The following is a 16,179-nucleotide window of genomic DNA, read 5'->3' on the forward strand; positions in this document are numbered from 1 at the left end:
ATACCGCGCGATCGCTTCCCTCCAGCGTAGCGCCCAATCCAGCCGCTTGCAGCATCTGTTTTTCAGATATCGGACCGCCTGAAAACAATGCTTTTCGGCCTTTCGACTGCTGGCTAACCTTCGCGCCAACCTGCACCGCCCCCTTGGCGATGCGCACCACACAAAGGCGGGACGACGTGACGAAGACAACGCGGATCGATCTGAATTCCGACATGGGCGAAGGCTTCGGCCCCTGGACCATCGGCGACGGCGTGGACGAGCAGCTCATGCCGCTGATCAGCTCGGCCAACATCGCAACCGGCTTCCATGCCGGCGACCCGAACATCATGCGCAGGATGGTGCTGCTGGCCCGCGAACACGGCGTGGGCATCGGCGCGCACCCGGGCTTTCGCGACCTCGTGGGCTTCGGGCGCCGCCACATCACCGCGCCGGCCGACGAGCTCGTGAACGACATGGTCTACCAGCTCGGTGCGCTGCGCGAGTTCGCGCGCCTGGCCGGCATGACGCTGCAGCACATCAAGCCGCACGGCGCGCTGTACATGCATGCGGCGCGCGACGAGGCGCTGTCGCGCGCCCTCGTCACCGCACTGCAGCAGATCGAACCGACGCTGCGCCTGTTCTGCATGGAATCGTCCGTCACCTTCCAGGTGGCGCGCGAACTCGGCCAGCCGGTGGTGCGCGAGTTCTATGCCGACCGCGACTACGACCTGAGCGGCTCCATCGTCTTCACGCGCCGCGTCGGCGCGCTCGACCCCGAGGCCGTGGCCGCCAAGGTGCTGCGCGCCTGCACCGAGGGTGTGGTGCGCACGGTCGACGGCCAGGACGTGGCGATCGGTTTCGACTCGGTCTGCATCCACAGCGACACGCCCGGCGCGCTCGCGCTGGTGCAGGCCACGCGGCGCGCGCTGGCCGACCACGGCATCGAAGTTGCGGGCCTGGCGGCCTGAGCGTTTTCTTTCTTGTTTCTGATCTTGTTCCAGGAGTGCACCGATGCCCGCTACCCATGACGTCCTGAGCCCGCTGCCGGGCACCTTCTACCGCCGCTCGGCGCCCGACGCGCCGCCGTTCAAGGCCGAAGGCGACACCGTGGCCGTGGGCGACGTGCTCGGCCTGGTCGAGGTGATGAAGCAGTTCAGCGAAGTCACGGCCGACGCGGCCGGGCGCCTGGCCCGCTTCGCCGTCGAGAACGGCGAGCCGGTCGACCCGGGCCAGCTGCTGGCCGTCATCGAAACGGCCTGAGGCAACTGCCCATGACCGCCGCATTCGACACACTGCTGGTCGCCAACCGGGGCGAGATCGCGGTGCGCATCATCCGCGCCGCGAAAGAGCTGGGGCTGAAGACCGTCGCCGTCTACAGCGACGCCGACGCGCAGAGCCTCGCCGTGCGCATGGCTGACAAGGCCGTGCGCATCGGCCCGGCGCACGCCACCAAGAGCTACCTGAGCATCGACGCGATCCTGCAGGCCGCCGCCGACAGCGGCGCCGGCGCGGTGCACCCTGGCTACGGTTTTCTCTCGGAGAACGCAGCCTTCGCCGAGCGCGTCGAGGCCGCGGGCCTGGTGTTCGTGGGCCCGACGCCGCATGCGATCCGCACCATGGGCGACAAGGCCGCGGCACGCGCCGCCGCCCTGCGCGCCGGCGTGCCCACCGTGCCCGGCAGCGCGGGCGTGGTAACCGACCCGGACACCGCCGTCGAAGTGGCCAAGGACATCGGCTACCCGATCATGATCAAGGCCTCGGCCGGCGGCGGCGGGCGCGGCATCCGCGTGGCGCACGACGAGGCCGAGCTGCGCCAGCAGTTCGCCACCGCCACCGCCGAAGCGCATGCGGCCTTCGGCAACGGCGAGGTGTACCTCGAACGCTTCATCCGCCAGGCGCGCCACATCGAGGTGCAAATTCTTGGCGACGGCGAGCGCGTGGTGCACTGCTTCGAGCGCGAATGCTCGCTGCAGCGGCGCCGCCAGAAGGTGTGGGAAGAAGCGCCTTCGGCCGCCATCAGCGAGGCCACGCGCGCCGCGCTGTGCGAATCGGCACTGCGCCTCGCGCGCGCCGTGGCCTACCGCGGCGCGGGCACGCTCGAATACCTGTACGACGACGACACGCGCGAGTTCTTCTTCATCGAGATGAACACGCGCATCCAGGTCGAGCACCCGATCACCGAGATGGTCACCGGCGTCGACCTCGTGAAGGAAATGCTGCGCATCGCGCTGGGCCAGCCGCTGCGTCTGAAGCAAGAAGACATCCGCCTGACCGGCGCGGCCATCGAGGTGCGCATCAACGCCGAGAACGCGGCGAAGAACTTCATGCCGAGCCCCGGCCTCGTGTCGCAGCTCGTGGTGCCGGGCGGCCCCGGCGTGCGCTTCGACACCTTCCTGTTCCCCGGCTACACCGTGCCCGCGTACTACGACTCGCTGCTCGGCAAGCTCATCGTGCACGACACCGACCGCGACAGTGCCCTGGCCCGCATGCGGCGCGCGCTCGGCGAGTTGCAGGTCGAAGGCATCCATACGACGATCCCACTGCACCGCGCGCTGTGCGAGGACGCGGATGTCGCCAAGGCCGCGTTCCATACCGGCTTTCTCGAAACCTGGCTCGCGGCGAATCCACTCGCCGACGCGCCTCCCATGTTGAAGGTGGCCGCATGACCGCTGCAAGCACCCTCCCCCCGCAAGCCCGCTACAGCTTCGGCGGCGACGAGCACCTGTTCGTCGAGATCAGCGAAGAGATGTCGCTGCCCGCCTTCTTCAAGGGCATGGCCATCTGCAACGAGCTGCGCCGCCGCGCCCTGCCCGGCGTGACCGAGATCTGCCCGGCCAACGCCGCCTACCTCGTGCGCTTCGACCCCGATGCGATCGCGCCCGACGCGCTGCTCGCCACGCTGAAGGAGATCGAAGCGGGCCTGGGCGATGCCGACCTGCAGATGCAGACGCGCATCGTCGAGATCCCGGTGCTCTACAACGACCCGTGGACACACGAGACGCTGATGCGTTTTCGCGAGCGCCACCAGGACCCGTCGAGCACCGACATCGAGTACGCCGCGCGCATCAACGGCCACGCCTCGGTCGAGGCCTTCATCGAAGCGCACTCGTCGGCGCCGTGGTTCGTGTCGATGGTCGGCTTCGTGGCCGGCCTGCCCTTCCTGTTCCAGATGGTCGAGCGCCAGCGCCAGATCCAGGTGCCCAAGTACCTGAGCCCGCGCACCGACACGCCCAAGCTCACGCTGGGCCACGGCGGCTGCTTCAGCTGCATCTACTCGGTGCGCGGCGCGGGCGGCTACCAGATGTTCGGCGTCACGCCCGCGCCGATCTTCGATCCGGCCCAGCGGCTGTCGTACCTGAAGGACCTGATGGTGTTCTTCCAGCCCGGCGACATCGTCAAGTGGAAACCCATCGATCGCGCCGAGTACGACCGCCAGGTGGCGCAGGTCGACGCCGGCACCTACGCGCTGCGCATCGCGCCGGTGTCGTTCTCGCTCAACGATTTCCTGGCCGACCCCGATGGCTACAACCAACAACTGCTGAAGGTGCTCCATGGCGATTGACGTGCTCAAGCCCGGCCTCGCGACCAGCGTGCAGGACGCCGGCCGCCCCGGCTACTACCACCTGGGCATTCCGCTGTCGGGCGCGCTCGACCAGCAAAGCCTGGTGCTCGCGAACCTCCTGGTGGGCAACGACGAAGGCGCGGCCGTCATCGAAAGCACGCTGCTCGGGCCCGAGCTGCAGTTCGACGCCCCCGCGCTGGTGGCGGTGACCGGCGCCGACGCGAAGATCAAGCTCAACGGCAACGAAGCGCCGCGCAACACCTCGTTCGCGGTGCAGGCCGGCGACAAGCTGAGCTTCGACTTCATGAAGCTCGGCGCGCGCATGTGCATCGCCGTGGCCGGCGGCATCGACGTGCCGGTGGTGCTGGGCAGCCGCTCGACCTACGGCCTGGGCGCGTTCGGCGGCTTCAACGGCCGCAAGCTGCTGGCCGGCGACACGCTGCCCGTGGGCACGCCTTCGGCCAACGCCCGCGCGGGCCGCACGGTCGATGCCGCGCTGCTGCCGGTGCTCGAAAAAGAAGTGGCCCTGCGCGTGCTGCCGGGCATCTACTTCCATCGCCTGCAGGAGGTGTCGGTGCACAGCTTCTTCGCCGACACCTGGACCGTCGGCTCCGAGGCCGACCGCATCGGCTACCGCTACAAGCACGGCACGCCGCTGAAATTCCAGGAGCGCACGCCGCCCTTCGGCGCGGGCGACGACCCGTCGAACATCGTCGACGCGGGCTACCCGTACGGCTCCATCCAGGTGCCGGGCGGGCGCGAGCCGATCATCCTGCACCGCGATGCGGTGTCGGGCGGCGGCTACGCGATGGTCGGCACCGTCATCAGCGCCGACATGGACCTCATCGCCCAGATGCAGCCCAACCACAAGGCGCGCTTCGTCGAGGTCGACATGGCGCAGGCGCTCGAAGCCCGCGCCGAACGCCGACGACGGCTCGCCCGCCTGCGGGCCGCGCTCGCCGCCTGACGCGCGCCCGCCCTCCCCTTTTTCTTCACCGCTGTCACCCAAGGAGTTCTTCATGAACAGCTCGCCCCTGCGCGTTTCATTGATCGCCGCTTCGCTCGCCACCGCCCTGGCGTGGCACGCCCCGGCCTCGGCCGCCGACTGGTTTCCCTACAAGGCCGAGGCCACCGAGCCCGCCTTCTCGGCCGAGGGCACGAAGAAACCCATCGACTACACGCCGCTGGCCAAGGCGTCGAAGAAGTGGGACATCTGCGTGTCGTTCCCGCACATGAAGGACGCCTACTGGCTCGGCGTGGACTACGGCGTGATCGAAGAAGCGCGCCGCCTGGGCGTGAAGCTGCAGGTGGTCGACGCGGGCGGCTACACCAACCTGGGCAAGCAGGTCTCGCAGATCGAGGACTGCGTGGCGCGCGGCGCCAACGCGGTGGTCATCGGCGCGATCTCGGGCGACGGGCTCAACAACGTCATCAAGGCCACGGCCGCGAAGAAGGTGCCGGTGATCGACCTGGTCAACGGCATCAGCTCGCCCGACCTGTCGGCCAAGTCGCTCGTTTCGTTCTACACCATGGGCCAATCGACCGGCGAGTACCTCGCCAAGAAGCACCCCGCGGGTTCGCCGCCGGTGAAGGTCGGCTGGTTCCCCGGCCCCGCCGGCGCGGGCTGGGTCGAGGCCGCGCACAAGGGCTTCATGGAAGCGATCAAGGGCAGCGCCGTGACGGTGCTCGACCCCAAGTACGGCGACACCGGCAAGGAGGCCCAGGCCAAGCTGGTCGAAGACGTGCTGCAGGGCAACCCCGACCTCGCCTACGTCGCCGGCACGGCAGTGACCGCCGAGGCCGCCACCGGCATCCTGCGCGCACGCAACCTCGACAAGAAGGTGCAGGTGCTCTCGTTCTACATGACGCCGGGCGTCTACGAAGGCATCCAGAAGGGCCGCATCGTGGCCGCGCCGGCCGACTCGATGGTGATCCAGGGCCGCATCGCGGTCGACCAGGCCGTGCGCCTGCTCGAGAACAAGGACGTCGTGAAGCACGTCGGCCCGAAGATCTTCGTGGTTGACAGCGGCAACATCAAGACCGTGAAGCAGGCCGACATCCTGCCGCCGACCGGCTTCAAGCCGGTGTTCGAGGTCAAGTAGGCCGGCCATGGCTTCCGTGCTGCTGCAGACCCTCGGCCTGGGCAAACGCTACCCCGGCGTGCTCGCGCTCGATGCGATGGACTTCGAGCTGCGCGCCGGCGAGGTGCATGTGCTGTTCGGCGAAAACGGCGCCGGCAAGTCCACGCTGATCTCGCTGCTGGCCGGCGCCAACGTGCCGACGGCGGGCGAGATCCGCATGCACGGCGCGCCGGTGAAGTTCGCCAACGTGCACGACGCGCGGCGCCACGGCATCAGCGCGGTGTTCCAGGAGTTCTCGCTGATCCCCACGCTGTCGGTGGCGCAGAACCTGAGCCTGGGCGAGGAGCCGTGCCAGGGCGGCCTGCTCGACCGCGCGGCGGTGCGCGAACGCGCCCGCACGATGCTGGCCGACCTGGGCTTCGAGATCGACGTCGACGCGCCCGTGGCGGGCCTCACGCGCGCGCAGCAGCAGATGGTGGAGATCGCCAAGGGCCTGCGCGGCGAGGTGTCGGTACTGATCCTCGACGAACCCACCGCCTCGCTCACCGACACCGAGACGCAGCGCCTGTTCGAGCTGGTGGCGCGGCTGAAGGCACGCGGCGTGGGCATCGTCTACATCTCGCACCGCATGCAGGAGATCGCGCAGATCGCCGACCGCATCACGGTGCTGCGCGACGGGCGCAAGGTCACGACGGTGGACGCGCACGCGACCAGCGCCGACCGGCTCATCGAGCTGATGAGCGGGCGCGCCATCGACAACATCTACCCGCGCATCACGGCCAACCCCGGCGAGGTGGTGCTGCAGGTCGAAGGGCTGGCCTCGCCGAACGGCGTGCGCCACGCCAGCCTCACCGTGCGGCGCGGCGAAGTGGTCGGGCTGGCGGGCCTCGTGGGCTGCGGCAAGTCGGAACTGTTCCGCGCGATCTACGGCCTCGACCCCGTGAGCGAAGGCCGCGTGCTGTTCAAGGGCCGGCCGCGCACCGGCGCGACGGTGCGCCAGCTGCTCGACGAGGGCCTGTTCTACCTGCCGCCGGACCGCAAGGGCGAAGGGCTGGTGCTCGGCTTCACCTCGCGCGCCAACATCACCCTGCCCCTCGTGCACGGGCCGCTGCGCGGGCGCGGCGGCTGGCTGCGCAAGCGCCTCGGCCGGCGGCTTTCGACGACCGCCGCCGAGCGCGTCGAGCTCGCGCCGCGCAACCTCGAACGGCCCGTGGGCCTGCTCTCGGGCGGCAACCAGCAGAAGGTGCTGTTCGGCAAGGGCATGACGCGCGACGCCGCGCTCTACGTGTTCGACGAGCCCACGGTCGGCGTGGACGTCGGCACCCGCAGCGCGCTGTACGAGGTGATCCGCAAGCTCTGCGAAGGCGGCGCCGCGGTGGTCGTGATCTCGTCCGACCTGCCCGAGGTGCTGCACCTGAGCCACCGCGTGTACGTGATGTGCCGTGGCGAGATCGCCGGCGAGCTGCATGGCGACGCCATCCAGGAAACCGCCGTGCTCAACCTGTTTTTCGGCCCCAGCGAGAACCCCTCCTCATGACTTCGCCTTCCCTCACCGCCGCCCCGGCGGCCCCCACGCCCGGCCTCGCCGGGCGCGCCCTCGGCCTGCTGCGCAGCCTCTTCCTGCGCCTGGGCGTGCTCCCCTTCATGCTGGTGATCGCCTGCGTGGTGTTCGCCACGCTGTCCGACCAGTTCCTCACGGTACAGAACCTGGTGAACCTGCTGCGCCAGTCGGTCTACCTCATCCTCGTGTCGCTGGGCCAGATGCTGGCGCTGGTCACCGGCGGCTTCGACCTCTCGGTGGGCACGGTGATGGCGATCACCTCGGTGGTCTCGGCGCTTGCCATGCAGGCGCTGGGCGCGGCCTTTCCCGACGCGGCCTGGATGGTGGTGCTCGTGGGCTGCGCCTGCGGGATGCTCGCCGGGCTGGTGGTGGGCCTGGTCAACGGCTTCGGCGTGGCGGTGATCGGCGTGTCGCCCTTCATCGTGACGCTGGGCGTGCAGTCGATCGGCTTCGGCTTCGCGCTGTTCCTCACGGGCGGCGTGCCGGTGTCGGGCATGCCGGCGCAGTTCAGCGAGCTGTTCGGCTTCGGCACCGTGCTCGGCGTGCCGGTGCCGATCTTCGTGACGGCCGTGTGCGTGGCCGGCATGGGCCTGCTCATGGGCCGCCTGCCGACCGGCACGCACCTGCTCGCGGTGGGCGGCAACGCCAAGGCCGCGGCGCTGTCGGGCATCGACACGCGCCGCGTGCTGCTCATGGCCTACCTGCTGTGCGCGGGCCTGGCGGCCGTGAGCGGCCTGCTGCTCACGGCGCGCGTGGAAACCGGCGAGGCCAACCTCGGCGGCACCGTGGCGCTCGAATCGATCGCCGCCTGCGTGATCGCCGGCGTGAGCCTGCGCGGCGGCATCGGCCGCGTGCCCAACGTGGTGATGGGCGCGATCTTCATCGGCCTGGTGCAGAACGGCATGAACCTGGCCAGCGTGGGCTCGTACCTGCAAATGGTGGTGCTGGGCGCCCTGCTGATCGTGGCCGTGGTCGCCGACCAGATCCGCCATCGCATGGTGGCGCCGGGCAGCCACTGAGCCTCCAACCAACACAAGCAACGAAGGAATCTCATGACATCCAGGACCAACGCCGCCATCGACGCGCGCCGCATCGCCGCCACGCCGCGCGGCGTCGGCATCGGCTTTCCCATCTATGCCGAGCGCGCGCTCAACGCCGAGCTGTGGGACGTCGAAGGCCGGCGCTACATCGACTTCGGCTCGGGCATCGCCGTGCTCAACACCGGCCACCGGCATCCGCGCGTGGTCGAGGCCATTCGCGCGCAGCTCGAGTGCTTCACCCACACGGCCTACCAGGTGGTGCCGTACGAAAGCGTGGTGTCGCTGGCCGAGCGCCTGAATCGCCTCACGCCCGGCACGCACGCCAAGAAGACCGCCTTCTTCACGACCGGCGCCGAGGCGGTCGAGAACGCCATCAAGATCGCGCGCGCCGCCACGCGCCGGCCCGGCGTGATCGCGCTGGGCGGCGGCTTTCACGGCCGCACCTTCATGGGCATGGCGCTCACGGGCAAGGTGGTGCCGTACAAGACCGGCTTCGGGCCCTTTCCCGGCAGCATCTTCCACGTGCCCGCGCCGATCGCGCTGCACGGCGTGTCGGTGGACGATTCGCTGCGCGCCATCGACAAGCTGTTCAAGGCCGACATCGAGCCCGAGCAGGTGGCGGCCATCATCCTGGAGCCGGTGCAGGGCGAAGGCGGCTTCTACGCCGCGCCGCCCGCCTTCATGCGCGCGCTGCGCGAGATCTGCGACCGCCACGGCATCCTGCTGATCGCCGACGAGATCCAGACCGGCTTCGCGCGCACCGGCAAGTGGTTTGCCATGGATCATTACGACGTGGTGCCCGACCTCATGACGATGGCCAAGAGCCTGGCCGGCGGCACGCCGCTGTCGGCCGTGTGCGGCCGCGCCGAGATCATGGACGCGCCCGCGCCCGGCGGGCTCGGCGGCACCTACGCCGCCAACGCACTGGCCATCGCGGCCGCGCATGCGGTGCTCGACGTGATCGAGGACGAACGCCTGTGCGAGCGCGCGCAAATACTGGGCGACCGGCTCAAGGCGCGCCTGGAAGGGCTGCGCGCGAAGGTGCCGCAGATCGCGGACGTGCGCGGCCTGGGCGCGATGGTGGCGGTCGAGTTCGCCGGGGCCGACGGCGCGCCCGACCCCGAGTTCACGAAGCAGGTGCAAACCCGAGCGCGCGACGCGGGTTTGCTGCTGCTGACTTGCGGCGTGCACGCCAATGTGGTCCGCTTCCTGTTCCCCCTGACCATCGAAGACGCGGTGCTCGGCGAAGGCCTCGACATCCTCGCCGCCGCATTGCAAGCCTGAGACAAACCACCCATGCCACTGAAACTCCAAGACCCGACCCTGCTGCGCCAGCAGGCCTGCATCGCCGGCGCCTGGGTGAATGCCGACAACGGCACCACCGTCGCCGTCACCAACCCCGCCACCGGCGAGCAGATCGGCACCGTGCCCATGTGCGGCACCGAGGAAACCGTGCGCGCCATCGCCGCCGCCGAGAAGGCGCAGAAGGCGTGGGCGAAGGTGCCCGCCAAGGAACGCTCGGCCATCCTGCGCAAGCTCAACGACCTGATGCTGGCGAACGTGGACGACCTCGCGCTGATCATGACCACCGAGCAGGGCAAGCCCCTGGCCGAGAGCCGCGGCGAGATCGCCTACGCCGCCTCGTTCATCGAGTGGTTCGCCGAAGAGGCGCGCCGCGTGTACGGCGACACCATTCCCGCGCCGCAGGCCGACCGCCGCATCCTGGCGCTGAAGCAGCCCGTGGGCGTCACCGCCGCCATCACGCCCTGGAACTTTCCCACCGCCATGCTCACGCGCAAGGCCGGGCCCGCGCTCGCGGCCGGCTGCGCCATGGTCGTGAAGCCGGCCACGCAGACGCCGTTCTCGGCGCTGGCCTTTGCCGTGCTGGCCGAACGCGCGGGCGTGCCCAAGGGCCTGCTGTCGGTGCTCACCGGCTCGGCCAGCCAGATCGGCGGCGAGATGACGCGCAGCCCCATCGTGCGCAAGCTCACCTTCACGGGTTCGACCGAGGTGGGCCGCACGCTCATGAAGCAGTCGGCCGACACCATCAAGAAGCTGTCGCTCGAACTCGGCGGCAACGCGCCCTTCATCGTGTTCGACGATGCCGACGTGGATGCGGCCGTCGAAGGCGCGATGGTCTCCAAGTACCGCAACACCGGCCAGACCTGCGTGTGCGCCAACCGCCTCTATGTGCAGCGCGGCGTGCTCGAGGCCTTCACGCAGAAGCTGGTGGCCAAGGTCAACGCGCTGAAGGTCGGCAACGGCACCGAGGCCGGCGTCAACCAGGGCCCGCTGATCGACGCCAAGGCGGTCGAGAAGATCGAGGAGCACGTGGCCGACGCCGTCGCCAAGGGTGGCACCGTGCTCGCGGGCGGCAAGCGCCATGCGCTGGGCGGCCTGTTCTACGAACCGACCGTGATCGGCGGCGCCACGCCCGACATGCTGTTCGCGCGCGAGGAAACCTTCGGCCCGCTGGCGCCGATCTTCGCGTTCGACACCGAGGCCGAGGCCATCGCCGCGGCCAACGACACCGAGTTCGGCCTGGCCGCGTACTTCTACAGCCGCGACATCGGCCGCATCATGCGCGTGGCCGAGGCACTCGAATCGGGCATCGTGGGCGTGAACACCGGGCTGGTGTCCACGGCCGAGGCGCCGTTCGGCGGCGTCAAGCAATCGGGGCTGGGGCGCGAGGGCTCGAAGTACGGGCTCGACGACTTCCTCGAGGTGAAGTACGTGTGCCTGGCGGGGCTGGACAGCTAGCGAATCAGCTCAGCAGCCAGTGCACGCTGAACAGCCGCTCGGGGTCGGTCCACACCGCCCCGACGCGGAAGCCCGCGCGCACCGCCAGGGCCTGCAGGCCTTCGACGGTGAACTTGTGCGAGTACTCGGTGTGCAGGGTCTCGCCTTCCTCGAACGAGAAGCGCTCGCCGCGCAGCTGCACGCTCTGCGCGCGCCGGCTCACGAGGTGCATCTCGATGCGGCGCATCGGCGCGTTGTAGAAGGCCGCGTGCGAGAAGCCGTCGAGGTCGAAGTCGGCCGACAGCTCGGCGTTCGCGCGCCGCAGCAGGTTGAGGTTGAACGCCGCCGTCACGCCCTGCGCGTCGTTGTAGGCCGCGTGCAGCCGGTCGGGGTCTTTCACCAGGTCGACACCGATCAGCAGGCCGCCGCCGCGCAGCATGCGCGCCGCGAGCTGCAGGAACGCCAGCGCCTCGTCGGGCTCGAAGTTGCCGATGGTCGAGCCCGGGAAGAAACCCACGCGCCGGCCCGCCCCGGCCAGGGGCGCGGGCAGCACGAGCGGCATGGTGTAGTCGGCCGCGATGGGCTGCACCGCGAGCGCCGGGTAGTCGGCCTTCAGGCGCGCCGCCGCGGCTTCGAGGTGCTCGCCCGAGATGTCGATCGGCAGATAGCGCTTGGGTGATTCGAGCGCATCGAGCAGCAGCCGCACCTTGGTGAGCGAGCCAGCGCCGAACTCGACGATCTCGGCGTTCGGCCCGATCTGCGCGGCGATCTCGCCGGCGCAGGCCCCGAGGATGCCCAGCTCGGTGCGCGTGGGGTAGTACTCGGGCAGCTCGCAGATGCGGTCGAACAGCTGCGAGCCGGCCACGTCGTAGAAGAACTTGGGCGAGATGTGGCGCGGCGTGCGTGCCAGGCCGGCCTGCATGGCGCGGCCGAACTCGGACCACGGGGCGGTGTCGGGCGGGGTCGCTGCTTCCTGTCGCTGCAGGTGGCTGGCGAGGGCGAACGGGGCGGTCGGATTGCGCATGGTGCTCGGCTCCATCGAGGTGTCGGTCAAAGGTCTTTCGCGAGCCGCAGCCCCGAGAACTGCCAGCGTGCCGCCGGCGGAAAGAAATTGCGGTAGCTCGGACGCGTGTGGCCGGCCGGCGTGGCCACGCTGCCGCCGCGCAGCACCAGCTGGCCCACCATGAACTTGCCGTTGTATTCGGCCGCGATGCCGGGCAACGGACGAAAGCCCGGGTACGGGTCGTACGAGGAGCGCGTCCATTGCCAGACGTGGCCGCTCATCTGCGCGATGCCGGACGCGTCGAAGGCGGCCTCCCATTCGAACTCGGTGGGCAGCCGCGCGCCGGCCCATTCGGCGTACGCGGCGGCCTCGTAGAAGCTCAGCTGGGACACGGGCGCGTCGGCCTCCATCGGCCGCACGCCGTGCAGGCCGAACACCTGCCAGCCACCAGTCGCAGCAGGGCCGCCGCCCGCGCCGAGGGTGGCGATGCGCGGGTCGTCGGCCTCGAGCCAGTAGGCGGGGTGGCGCCAGCCTTGGGCCTGCACCGTGGCCCAGCCGTCGGACAGCCACAGCTCGGGCCGCCGGTAGCCGCCGTCGGCGATGAACTGCGCGTAGTCGCCGCAGTTCACGAGCCGGTCGGCGATGGCATAGGGGCGCAGCAAGGCGGCGTGGCGCGGCGTCTCGTTGTCGAAGCAGAAGCCTTCGCCCGCATGCCCCACCTCGACCGTGCCGCCCGGCTGTTCCAGCCAGCGCACCTCGGCCGGCACGGCGGCCAGGCGCCGCGCGGGGCCGCTCGCGGGCCTGTAGGCCGGCAGCAGCGGGTTGCACGACAGCGCATGCAGGATGTCGGTGAGCAGCAGCTCCTGGTGCTGCTGCTCGTGGTTCAGCCCCAGCGCGACGATCGCCTCGATGGCCGCCCAGTCGAGCGCCTCCGGCGCCGCGAGCAGCGCGAGCACCGCCTCGTCGACATGGCGGCGGTAGGCGTGCACTTCGTCGAGCGAGGGCCGCGTGAGCAGGCCACGCTGCGGCCGCGGGTGGCGCGGCCCAAGCGCCTCGTAGTAGGAGTTGAAGAGGTAATGAAAACGCGCATCGAAGGGTTGGTACCCCGCCGCATGCGGCTGCAGCAGCACGGTCTCGAAGAACCACGTCGTGTGCGCCAGGTGCCACTTGGTCGGGCTGGCGTCGGGCATCGACTGGATGCACTGGTCCTCGGCGGACAGCGGCGCGGCCAGCGCCACGCTGGCGGCGCGCACCGTGCGGAATTGCTCGCGCAAGGCGCTCGCCACGGGGGCGATCGGCCGGGAAAACGTCATGGTGTCTCCAGTTCGAAGGTGTGAATGAATCCGCCGTGTCCGAGCGGCCCGCGCAGGCGTGTGCCATCAAGGCGCAAAGCGCAGTCGCAGCTCGGGCTGCGGCGAGCATTTGCAACGCCGAGGGCGCGCGTCTGCGCGGGATGAGCGGGCATGGCGGGTTCGTTCACACCTTCTCAGGTCAGCGGGAAGTTTTAGCCCATCCGGGCGACAAAAGCACGTAGGACAAGACGCCGCCGCCTCGCCGCCGCAAGCGCCCGTCCTGTGGGCAACGGCCTCGGCCCGCTGCGTATGATCCGGGCGATGCAAACCCCCTCTCCTTCGGCCAGGCCCCACGTTGTCATCATCGGCTGCGGTTTCGGCGGACTCGAGGCAGCGCGCAAGCTGCAGCGGGCCGACGTCGATGTGACGGTGATCGACAAGACCAACCACCACCTGTTCCAGCCCCTGCTGTACCAGGTGGCGACCGCCGGGCTCGCGGCGCCGTCGATCGCGGCGCCGGTGCGCGCCCTGTTCCGCAAGCAGGCCAACGTGACCACGCTGCTGGCCGAGGTGACGGGCATCGACCCGGCCGCGCGCACGGTGCAGCTGGCCGATGGCAGCCAGGTGGCCTACGACCACCTGATCGTGGCGGCCGGCGCCACGCACAGCTATTTCGGGCACGACGAATGGGCGCCTGCCGCGCCGGGCCTGAAGACGCTGGCCGACGCCTTCGAGATCCGCCGCCGCGTGCTGATGTCCTTCGAGACGGCCGAGACCACCGCCGACCCCGAGCGCCGCCGCGCGCTGCTCACCTTCGTGGTGATCGGCGCCGGGCCGACAGGCGTCGAGATGGCCGGCACGCTGGCCGAGATCGCCAAGCACACGCTCGCGGGCGAGTTCCGCCGCATCGACCCCGGCAGCGCGCAGGTGCTGCTGGTCGAGGGTGGCCCGCGCGTGCTGCAGGCCATGCCCGAGAGCCTGAGCCAGAAGGCGCTCGAACAGCTGGAACGGCTCGGCGTGGAGGTGCGGCTGAACGCGCGTGTCACTTCCATCGACAACGCCGGTCTCGAAGTGCAGACCGGCGGCGGCCCCGACGGCGCGCCGCTGCAGAGCTACCGCATTCCCAGCAGCTGCGTGGTGTGGGCGGCCGGTGTCGCAGCCTCGCCGCTGGGCCGGCTGCTCGGCAATGCCACGGGCGTCGAGTGCGACCGCGCGGGCCGCATCAAGGTCGAGCCCGACCTGAGCCTGGCGGGCCATCCCGAGATCAGCGTGGTGGGCGACCTGGCCGCCGCCATGAGCCACGCGCCCGGCAAGCCGCCCAAGCCGGTGCCCGGCGTGTCGCCCGGCGCCAAACAGGCCGGCCGCGCGGCGGCGGCGAACATCCTGCGCCGCCTGGCGGGCCAGCCCACAGTGCCATTCCGCTACGCCGACTATGGCAACCTGGCCACCATCGGCCGCAACTCGGCCGTGGTCGACCTGGGCACGCCCTTCGGCCCGCTGCGCTTCAGCGGCCGGCCCGCGTGGCTGTTCTGGCTGTTCGCGCACGCGTACTTCCTCATCGGTTTCCGCAACCGCGTGGTCGTGATGTGGGACTGGGCCAGCGCCTACTGGAGCTTCCAGCGCAACGCGCGCGTGGTGGCCGACGTGCAGGGCCGCAGCGAGTCGTAAGCACTTCCCACGCCGCGCGATGACGTTGCTCTGGTGGGTCGTCTTTCATGCGCTCGATGCGCTGTTCTGGCTCTGGATCCTGCGCTGGGGCGGCGCGGCCTGGCTCGAAGGCACTTTTCTCTCGGGCTTTCTCGTGAGCATCTTCGCGCCGCGCTGGGGCGCCGAGGGCCTGCGCATGTTCGCGCTGCTGATGCTGGTCGTGTGCGCGATCAGCTTCGTCTGGGGCCTGTTCATGCCCGAGATGCGCTGCTGGTACTCGGGCCACTGCTGAAGGCCCGAGGGCGCCCCGCAAGGCGCCCTCTTGGCTGCGTCAGCTGCCGATCACCCCACCGTCGATCTTCGTGATGACCACGGTCGCCGAGCGCGGCCGGCCTGCGCCGTCGGGCCACTTCGACACGGCGAGCGGACGCTCGGGGTCGCTGCGCTCGTTGGCCGGCTCGCCCGGGTGCTGGATGTTGATGAACAGCGTGCGCAGATCGGGCGTGGCCGTGAGGCCGGTGATCTCGCAGCCGGCCGGGCCGAGCAGGAAGCGGCGGATCTCGCCCTTGGTCGGGTCGCAGGCCAGCATCTGGTTGTTGGGCAGGTTCGTGTACTCGCCCTTGCCAAGCGTGGAGGTCGACACGTCAGTCTGGATCCACAGCACGCCGCGCGCATCGACCATCAGGCCGTCGGGGCTGCCGAAGGCGTCGCCCTTCACGTTGCCCTGCGCCTCGTAGCGCGTCTGCTTCGGGTCGCCCGCGAACACGAGGTGGTTCCACGCGAACTTCGTGGCGTCGAGGTCGCCGCTTTCCTTCCAGCGGATGATCTGGCCCATCGTGTTGTTGGAGCGCGGGTTGGCCGCGTCCATGAAGGGCTCGCCCGGGGCGCCGCGGTTGCTGTTGTTGGTGAGCGTGCAGTAGACCTCCTTCGTCAGCGGATCGACGGTGGTCCACTCGGGGCGGTCCATCTTCGTCGCGCCGAGGATGTCGCTGGCCTGGCGCGACTTGATGAGCACGTCGCCCTGCGTGGCGAAGCCCTTGTCGGCCACCAGCCCGCCCTTGCCCTGCACCAGCGGCAGCCATTCGCCCGTGCCGTCGACGTCGAAGCGGCCCACGTAGAGCGTGCCGTGGTCGAGCAGCTCACGGTTGGCGGCGGCGCCGCCGGGGCGGACCTTGTCGCGGCTCACGAACTTGTAGATGTACTCGAAGCGCGAGTCCTCGCCCATGTAGACCACGGCGCGGCCGTCGTCGGTGAGCGCGACGGCCCCGCCATCCA

15 protein-coding genes are annotated in these 16,179 nt (G+C 70.0%); 12 read left to right on the forward strand and 3 right to left on the reverse strand.

Features of this window, described 5'->3' with window-relative positions; genetic code table 11:
- Positions 1-176: 176 nt before the first annotated feature.
- Genes AC3WQR_RS13875 through AC3WQR_RS13920 form a run of 10 tightly spaced genes read left to right on the forward strand, consistent with a single transcriptional unit; the run spans position 177 to position 10,983 of the window.
- Positions 177-947 (forward strand): 5-oxoprolinase subunit PxpA, encoded by a 771-nt coding sequence (locus AC3WQR_RS13875; RefSeq protein WP_492742406.1) that lies wholly within the window; start codon positions 177-179, stop codon positions 945-947.
- Positions 948-990: 43 nt separating this feature from the next.
- Complete coding sequence (locus AC3WQR_RS13880) at positions 991-1,239, forward strand: acetyl-CoA carboxylase (protein ID WP_489058263.1); 249 nt, start codon at positions 991-993, stop codon at positions 1,237-1,239.
- A gap of 11 nt (positions 1,240-1,250) precedes the next feature.
- Positions 1,251-2,645: an acetyl-CoA carboxylase biotin carboxylase subunit gene (locus AC3WQR_RS13885; RefSeq protein WP_492742407.1), complete on the forward strand. Its 1,395-nt coding sequence runs from the start codon at positions 1,251-1,253 to the stop codon at positions 2,643-2,645.
- Positions 2,642-3,541 (forward strand): 5-oxoprolinase subunit B family protein, encoded by a 900-nt coding sequence (locus AC3WQR_RS13890; RefSeq protein ID WP_492742408.1) that lies wholly within the window; start codon positions 2,642-2,644, stop codon positions 3,539-3,541. Before AC3WQR_RS13885 ends, AC3WQR_RS13890 begins: the two co-directional genes overlap by 4 nt.
- Entirely contained in the window at positions 3,531-4,508 is a 978-nt protein-coding gene (locus AC3WQR_RS13895; RefSeq protein WP_492742409.1) for a 5-oxoprolinase subunit C family protein, read from the forward strand. Before AC3WQR_RS13890 ends, AC3WQR_RS13895 begins: the two co-directional genes overlap by 11 nt.
- A gap of 52 nt (positions 4,509-4,560) precedes the next feature.
- The gene (torT, locus tag AC3WQR_RS13900) at positions 4,561-5,643 is read left to right on the forward strand and encodes a TMAO reductase system periplasmic protein TorT (protein ID WP_492742410.1); all 1,083 of its coding nucleotides are present in this window, start codon (positions 4,561-4,563) and stop codon (positions 5,641-5,643) included.
- Between the two features lie 7 nt (positions 5,644-5,650).
- Entirely contained in the window at positions 5,651-7,159 is a 1,509-nt protein-coding gene (locus AC3WQR_RS13905) for a sugar ABC transporter ATP-binding protein (RefSeq protein ID WP_492742411.1), read from the forward strand.
- A complete protein-coding gene (locus AC3WQR_RS13910; RefSeq protein WP_492742412.1) occupies positions 7,156-8,202 on the forward strand; it encodes an ABC transporter permease in 1,047 nt (348 codons plus the stop codon). Before AC3WQR_RS13905 ends, AC3WQR_RS13910 begins: the two co-directional genes overlap by 4 nt.
- 33 nt (positions 8,203-8,235) lie before the next feature.
- Positions 8,236-9,507: a 4-aminobutyrate--2-oxoglutarate transaminase gene (gene gabT / locus AC3WQR_RS13915; protein WP_492742413.1), complete on the forward strand. Its 1,272-nt coding sequence runs from the start codon at positions 8,236-8,238 to the stop codon at positions 9,505-9,507.
- A 12-nt stretch (positions 9,508-9,519) separates the two neighbouring features.
- Positions 9,520-10,983 carry an NAD-dependent succinate-semialdehyde dehydrogenase gene (locus AC3WQR_RS13920; RefSeq protein ID WP_070062531.1) on the forward strand — a complete coding sequence of 488 codons (1,464 nt, stop codon included), beginning with the start codon at positions 9,520-9,522 and terminating at the stop codon, positions 10,981-10,983.
- A gap of 4 nt (positions 10,984-10,987) precedes the next feature.
- Here the strand turns inward: AC3WQR_RS13920 and egtD are convergent, their stop codons facing one another.
- Positions 10,988-11,986: an L-histidine N(alpha)-methyltransferase gene (gene egtD / locus AC3WQR_RS13925; protein WP_095747679.1), complete on the reverse strand. Its 999-nt coding sequence runs from the start codon at positions 11,984-11,986 to the stop codon at positions 10,988-10,990.
- A gap of 26 nt (positions 11,987-12,012) precedes the next feature.
- Positions 12,013-13,278 carry an ergothioneine biosynthesis protein EgtB gene (gene egtB / locus AC3WQR_RS13930; RefSeq protein WP_492742414.1) on the reverse strand — a complete coding sequence of 422 codons (1,266 nt, stop codon included), beginning with the start codon at positions 13,276-13,278 and terminating at the stop codon, positions 12,013-12,015.
- A gap of 300 nt (positions 13,279-13,578) precedes the next feature.
- Here egtB and AC3WQR_RS13935 point away from each other — a divergent pair, with 300 nt between their 5' ends.
- Positions 13,579-14,925 carry an NAD(P)/FAD-dependent oxidoreductase gene (locus AC3WQR_RS13935; RefSeq protein WP_492742415.1) on the forward strand — a complete coding sequence of 449 codons (1,347 nt, stop codon included), beginning with the start codon at positions 13,579-13,581 and terminating at the stop codon, positions 14,923-14,925.
- Positions 14,926-14,944: 19 nt separating this feature from the next.
- Entirely contained in the window at positions 14,945-15,196 is a 252-nt protein-coding gene (locus AC3WQR_RS13940) for a hypothetical protein (protein WP_492742416.1), read from the forward strand.
- Positions 15,197-15,235: 39 nt separating this feature from the next.
- Here AC3WQR_RS13940 and AC3WQR_RS13945 read toward each other — a convergent pair.
- The coding region (locus AC3WQR_RS13945) for a PhoX family protein (protein ID WP_492742417.1) at positions 15,236-16,179 on the reverse strand (944 nt) is incomplete at its 5' end.

Source organism: Variovorax sp. FW305-3-2-15-B-LB1 (assembly GCF_058787635.1).

Bases quoted from the DNA above. Each gene is read 5' to 3' on its own strand.
- AC3WQR_RS13880 (WP_489058263.1), top strand. From the start codon at position 991: ATGCCCGCTACCCATGACGTCCTGAGCCCGCTGCCGGGCACCTTCTAC.
- AC3WQR_RS13885 (WP_492742407.1), top strand. From the start codon at position 1,251: ATGACCGCCGCATTCGACACACTGCTGGTCGCCAACCGGGGCGAGATC.
- AC3WQR_RS13890 (WP_492742408.1), top strand. From the start codon at position 2,642: ATGACCGCTGCAAGCACCCTCCCCCCGCAAGCCCGCTACAGCTTCGGC.
- AC3WQR_RS13895 (WP_492742409.1), top strand. From the start codon at position 3,531: ATGGCGATTGACGTGCTCAAGCCCGGCCTCGCGACCAGCGTGCAGGAC.
- torT (WP_492742410.1), top strand. From the start codon at position 4,561: ATGAACAGCTCGCCCCTGCGCGTTTCATTGATCGCCGCTTCGCTCGCC.
- AC3WQR_RS13905 (WP_492742411.1), top strand. From the start codon at position 5,651: ATGGCTTCCGTGCTGCTGCAGACCCTCGGCCTGGGCAAACGCTACCCC.
- AC3WQR_RS13910 (WP_492742412.1), top strand. From the start codon at position 7,156: ATGACTTCGCCTTCCCTCACCGCCGCCCCGGCGGCCCCCACGCCCGGC.
- gabT (WP_492742413.1), top strand. From the start codon at position 8,236: ATGACATCCAGGACCAACGCCGCCATCGACGCGCGCCGCATCGCCGCC.
- AC3WQR_RS13920 (WP_070062531.1), top strand. From the start codon at position 9,520: ATGCCACTGAAACTCCAAGACCCGACCCTGCTGCGCCAGCAGGCCTGC.
- egtD (WP_095747679.1), bottom strand. From the start codon at position 11,986: ATGCGCAATCCGACCGCCCCGTTCGCCCTCGCCAGCCACCTGCAGCGA.
- egtB (WP_492742414.1), bottom strand. From the start codon at position 13,278: ATGACGTTTTCCCGGCCGATCGCCCCCGTGGCGAGCGCCTTGCGCGAG.
- AC3WQR_RS13935 (WP_492742415.1), top strand. From the start codon at position 13,579: ATGCAAACCCCCTCTCCTTCGGCCAGGCCCCACGTTGTCATCATCGGC.
- AC3WQR_RS13940 (WP_492742416.1), top strand. From the start codon at position 14,945: ATGACGTTGCTCTGGTGGGTCGTCTTTCATGCGCTCGATGCGCTGTTC.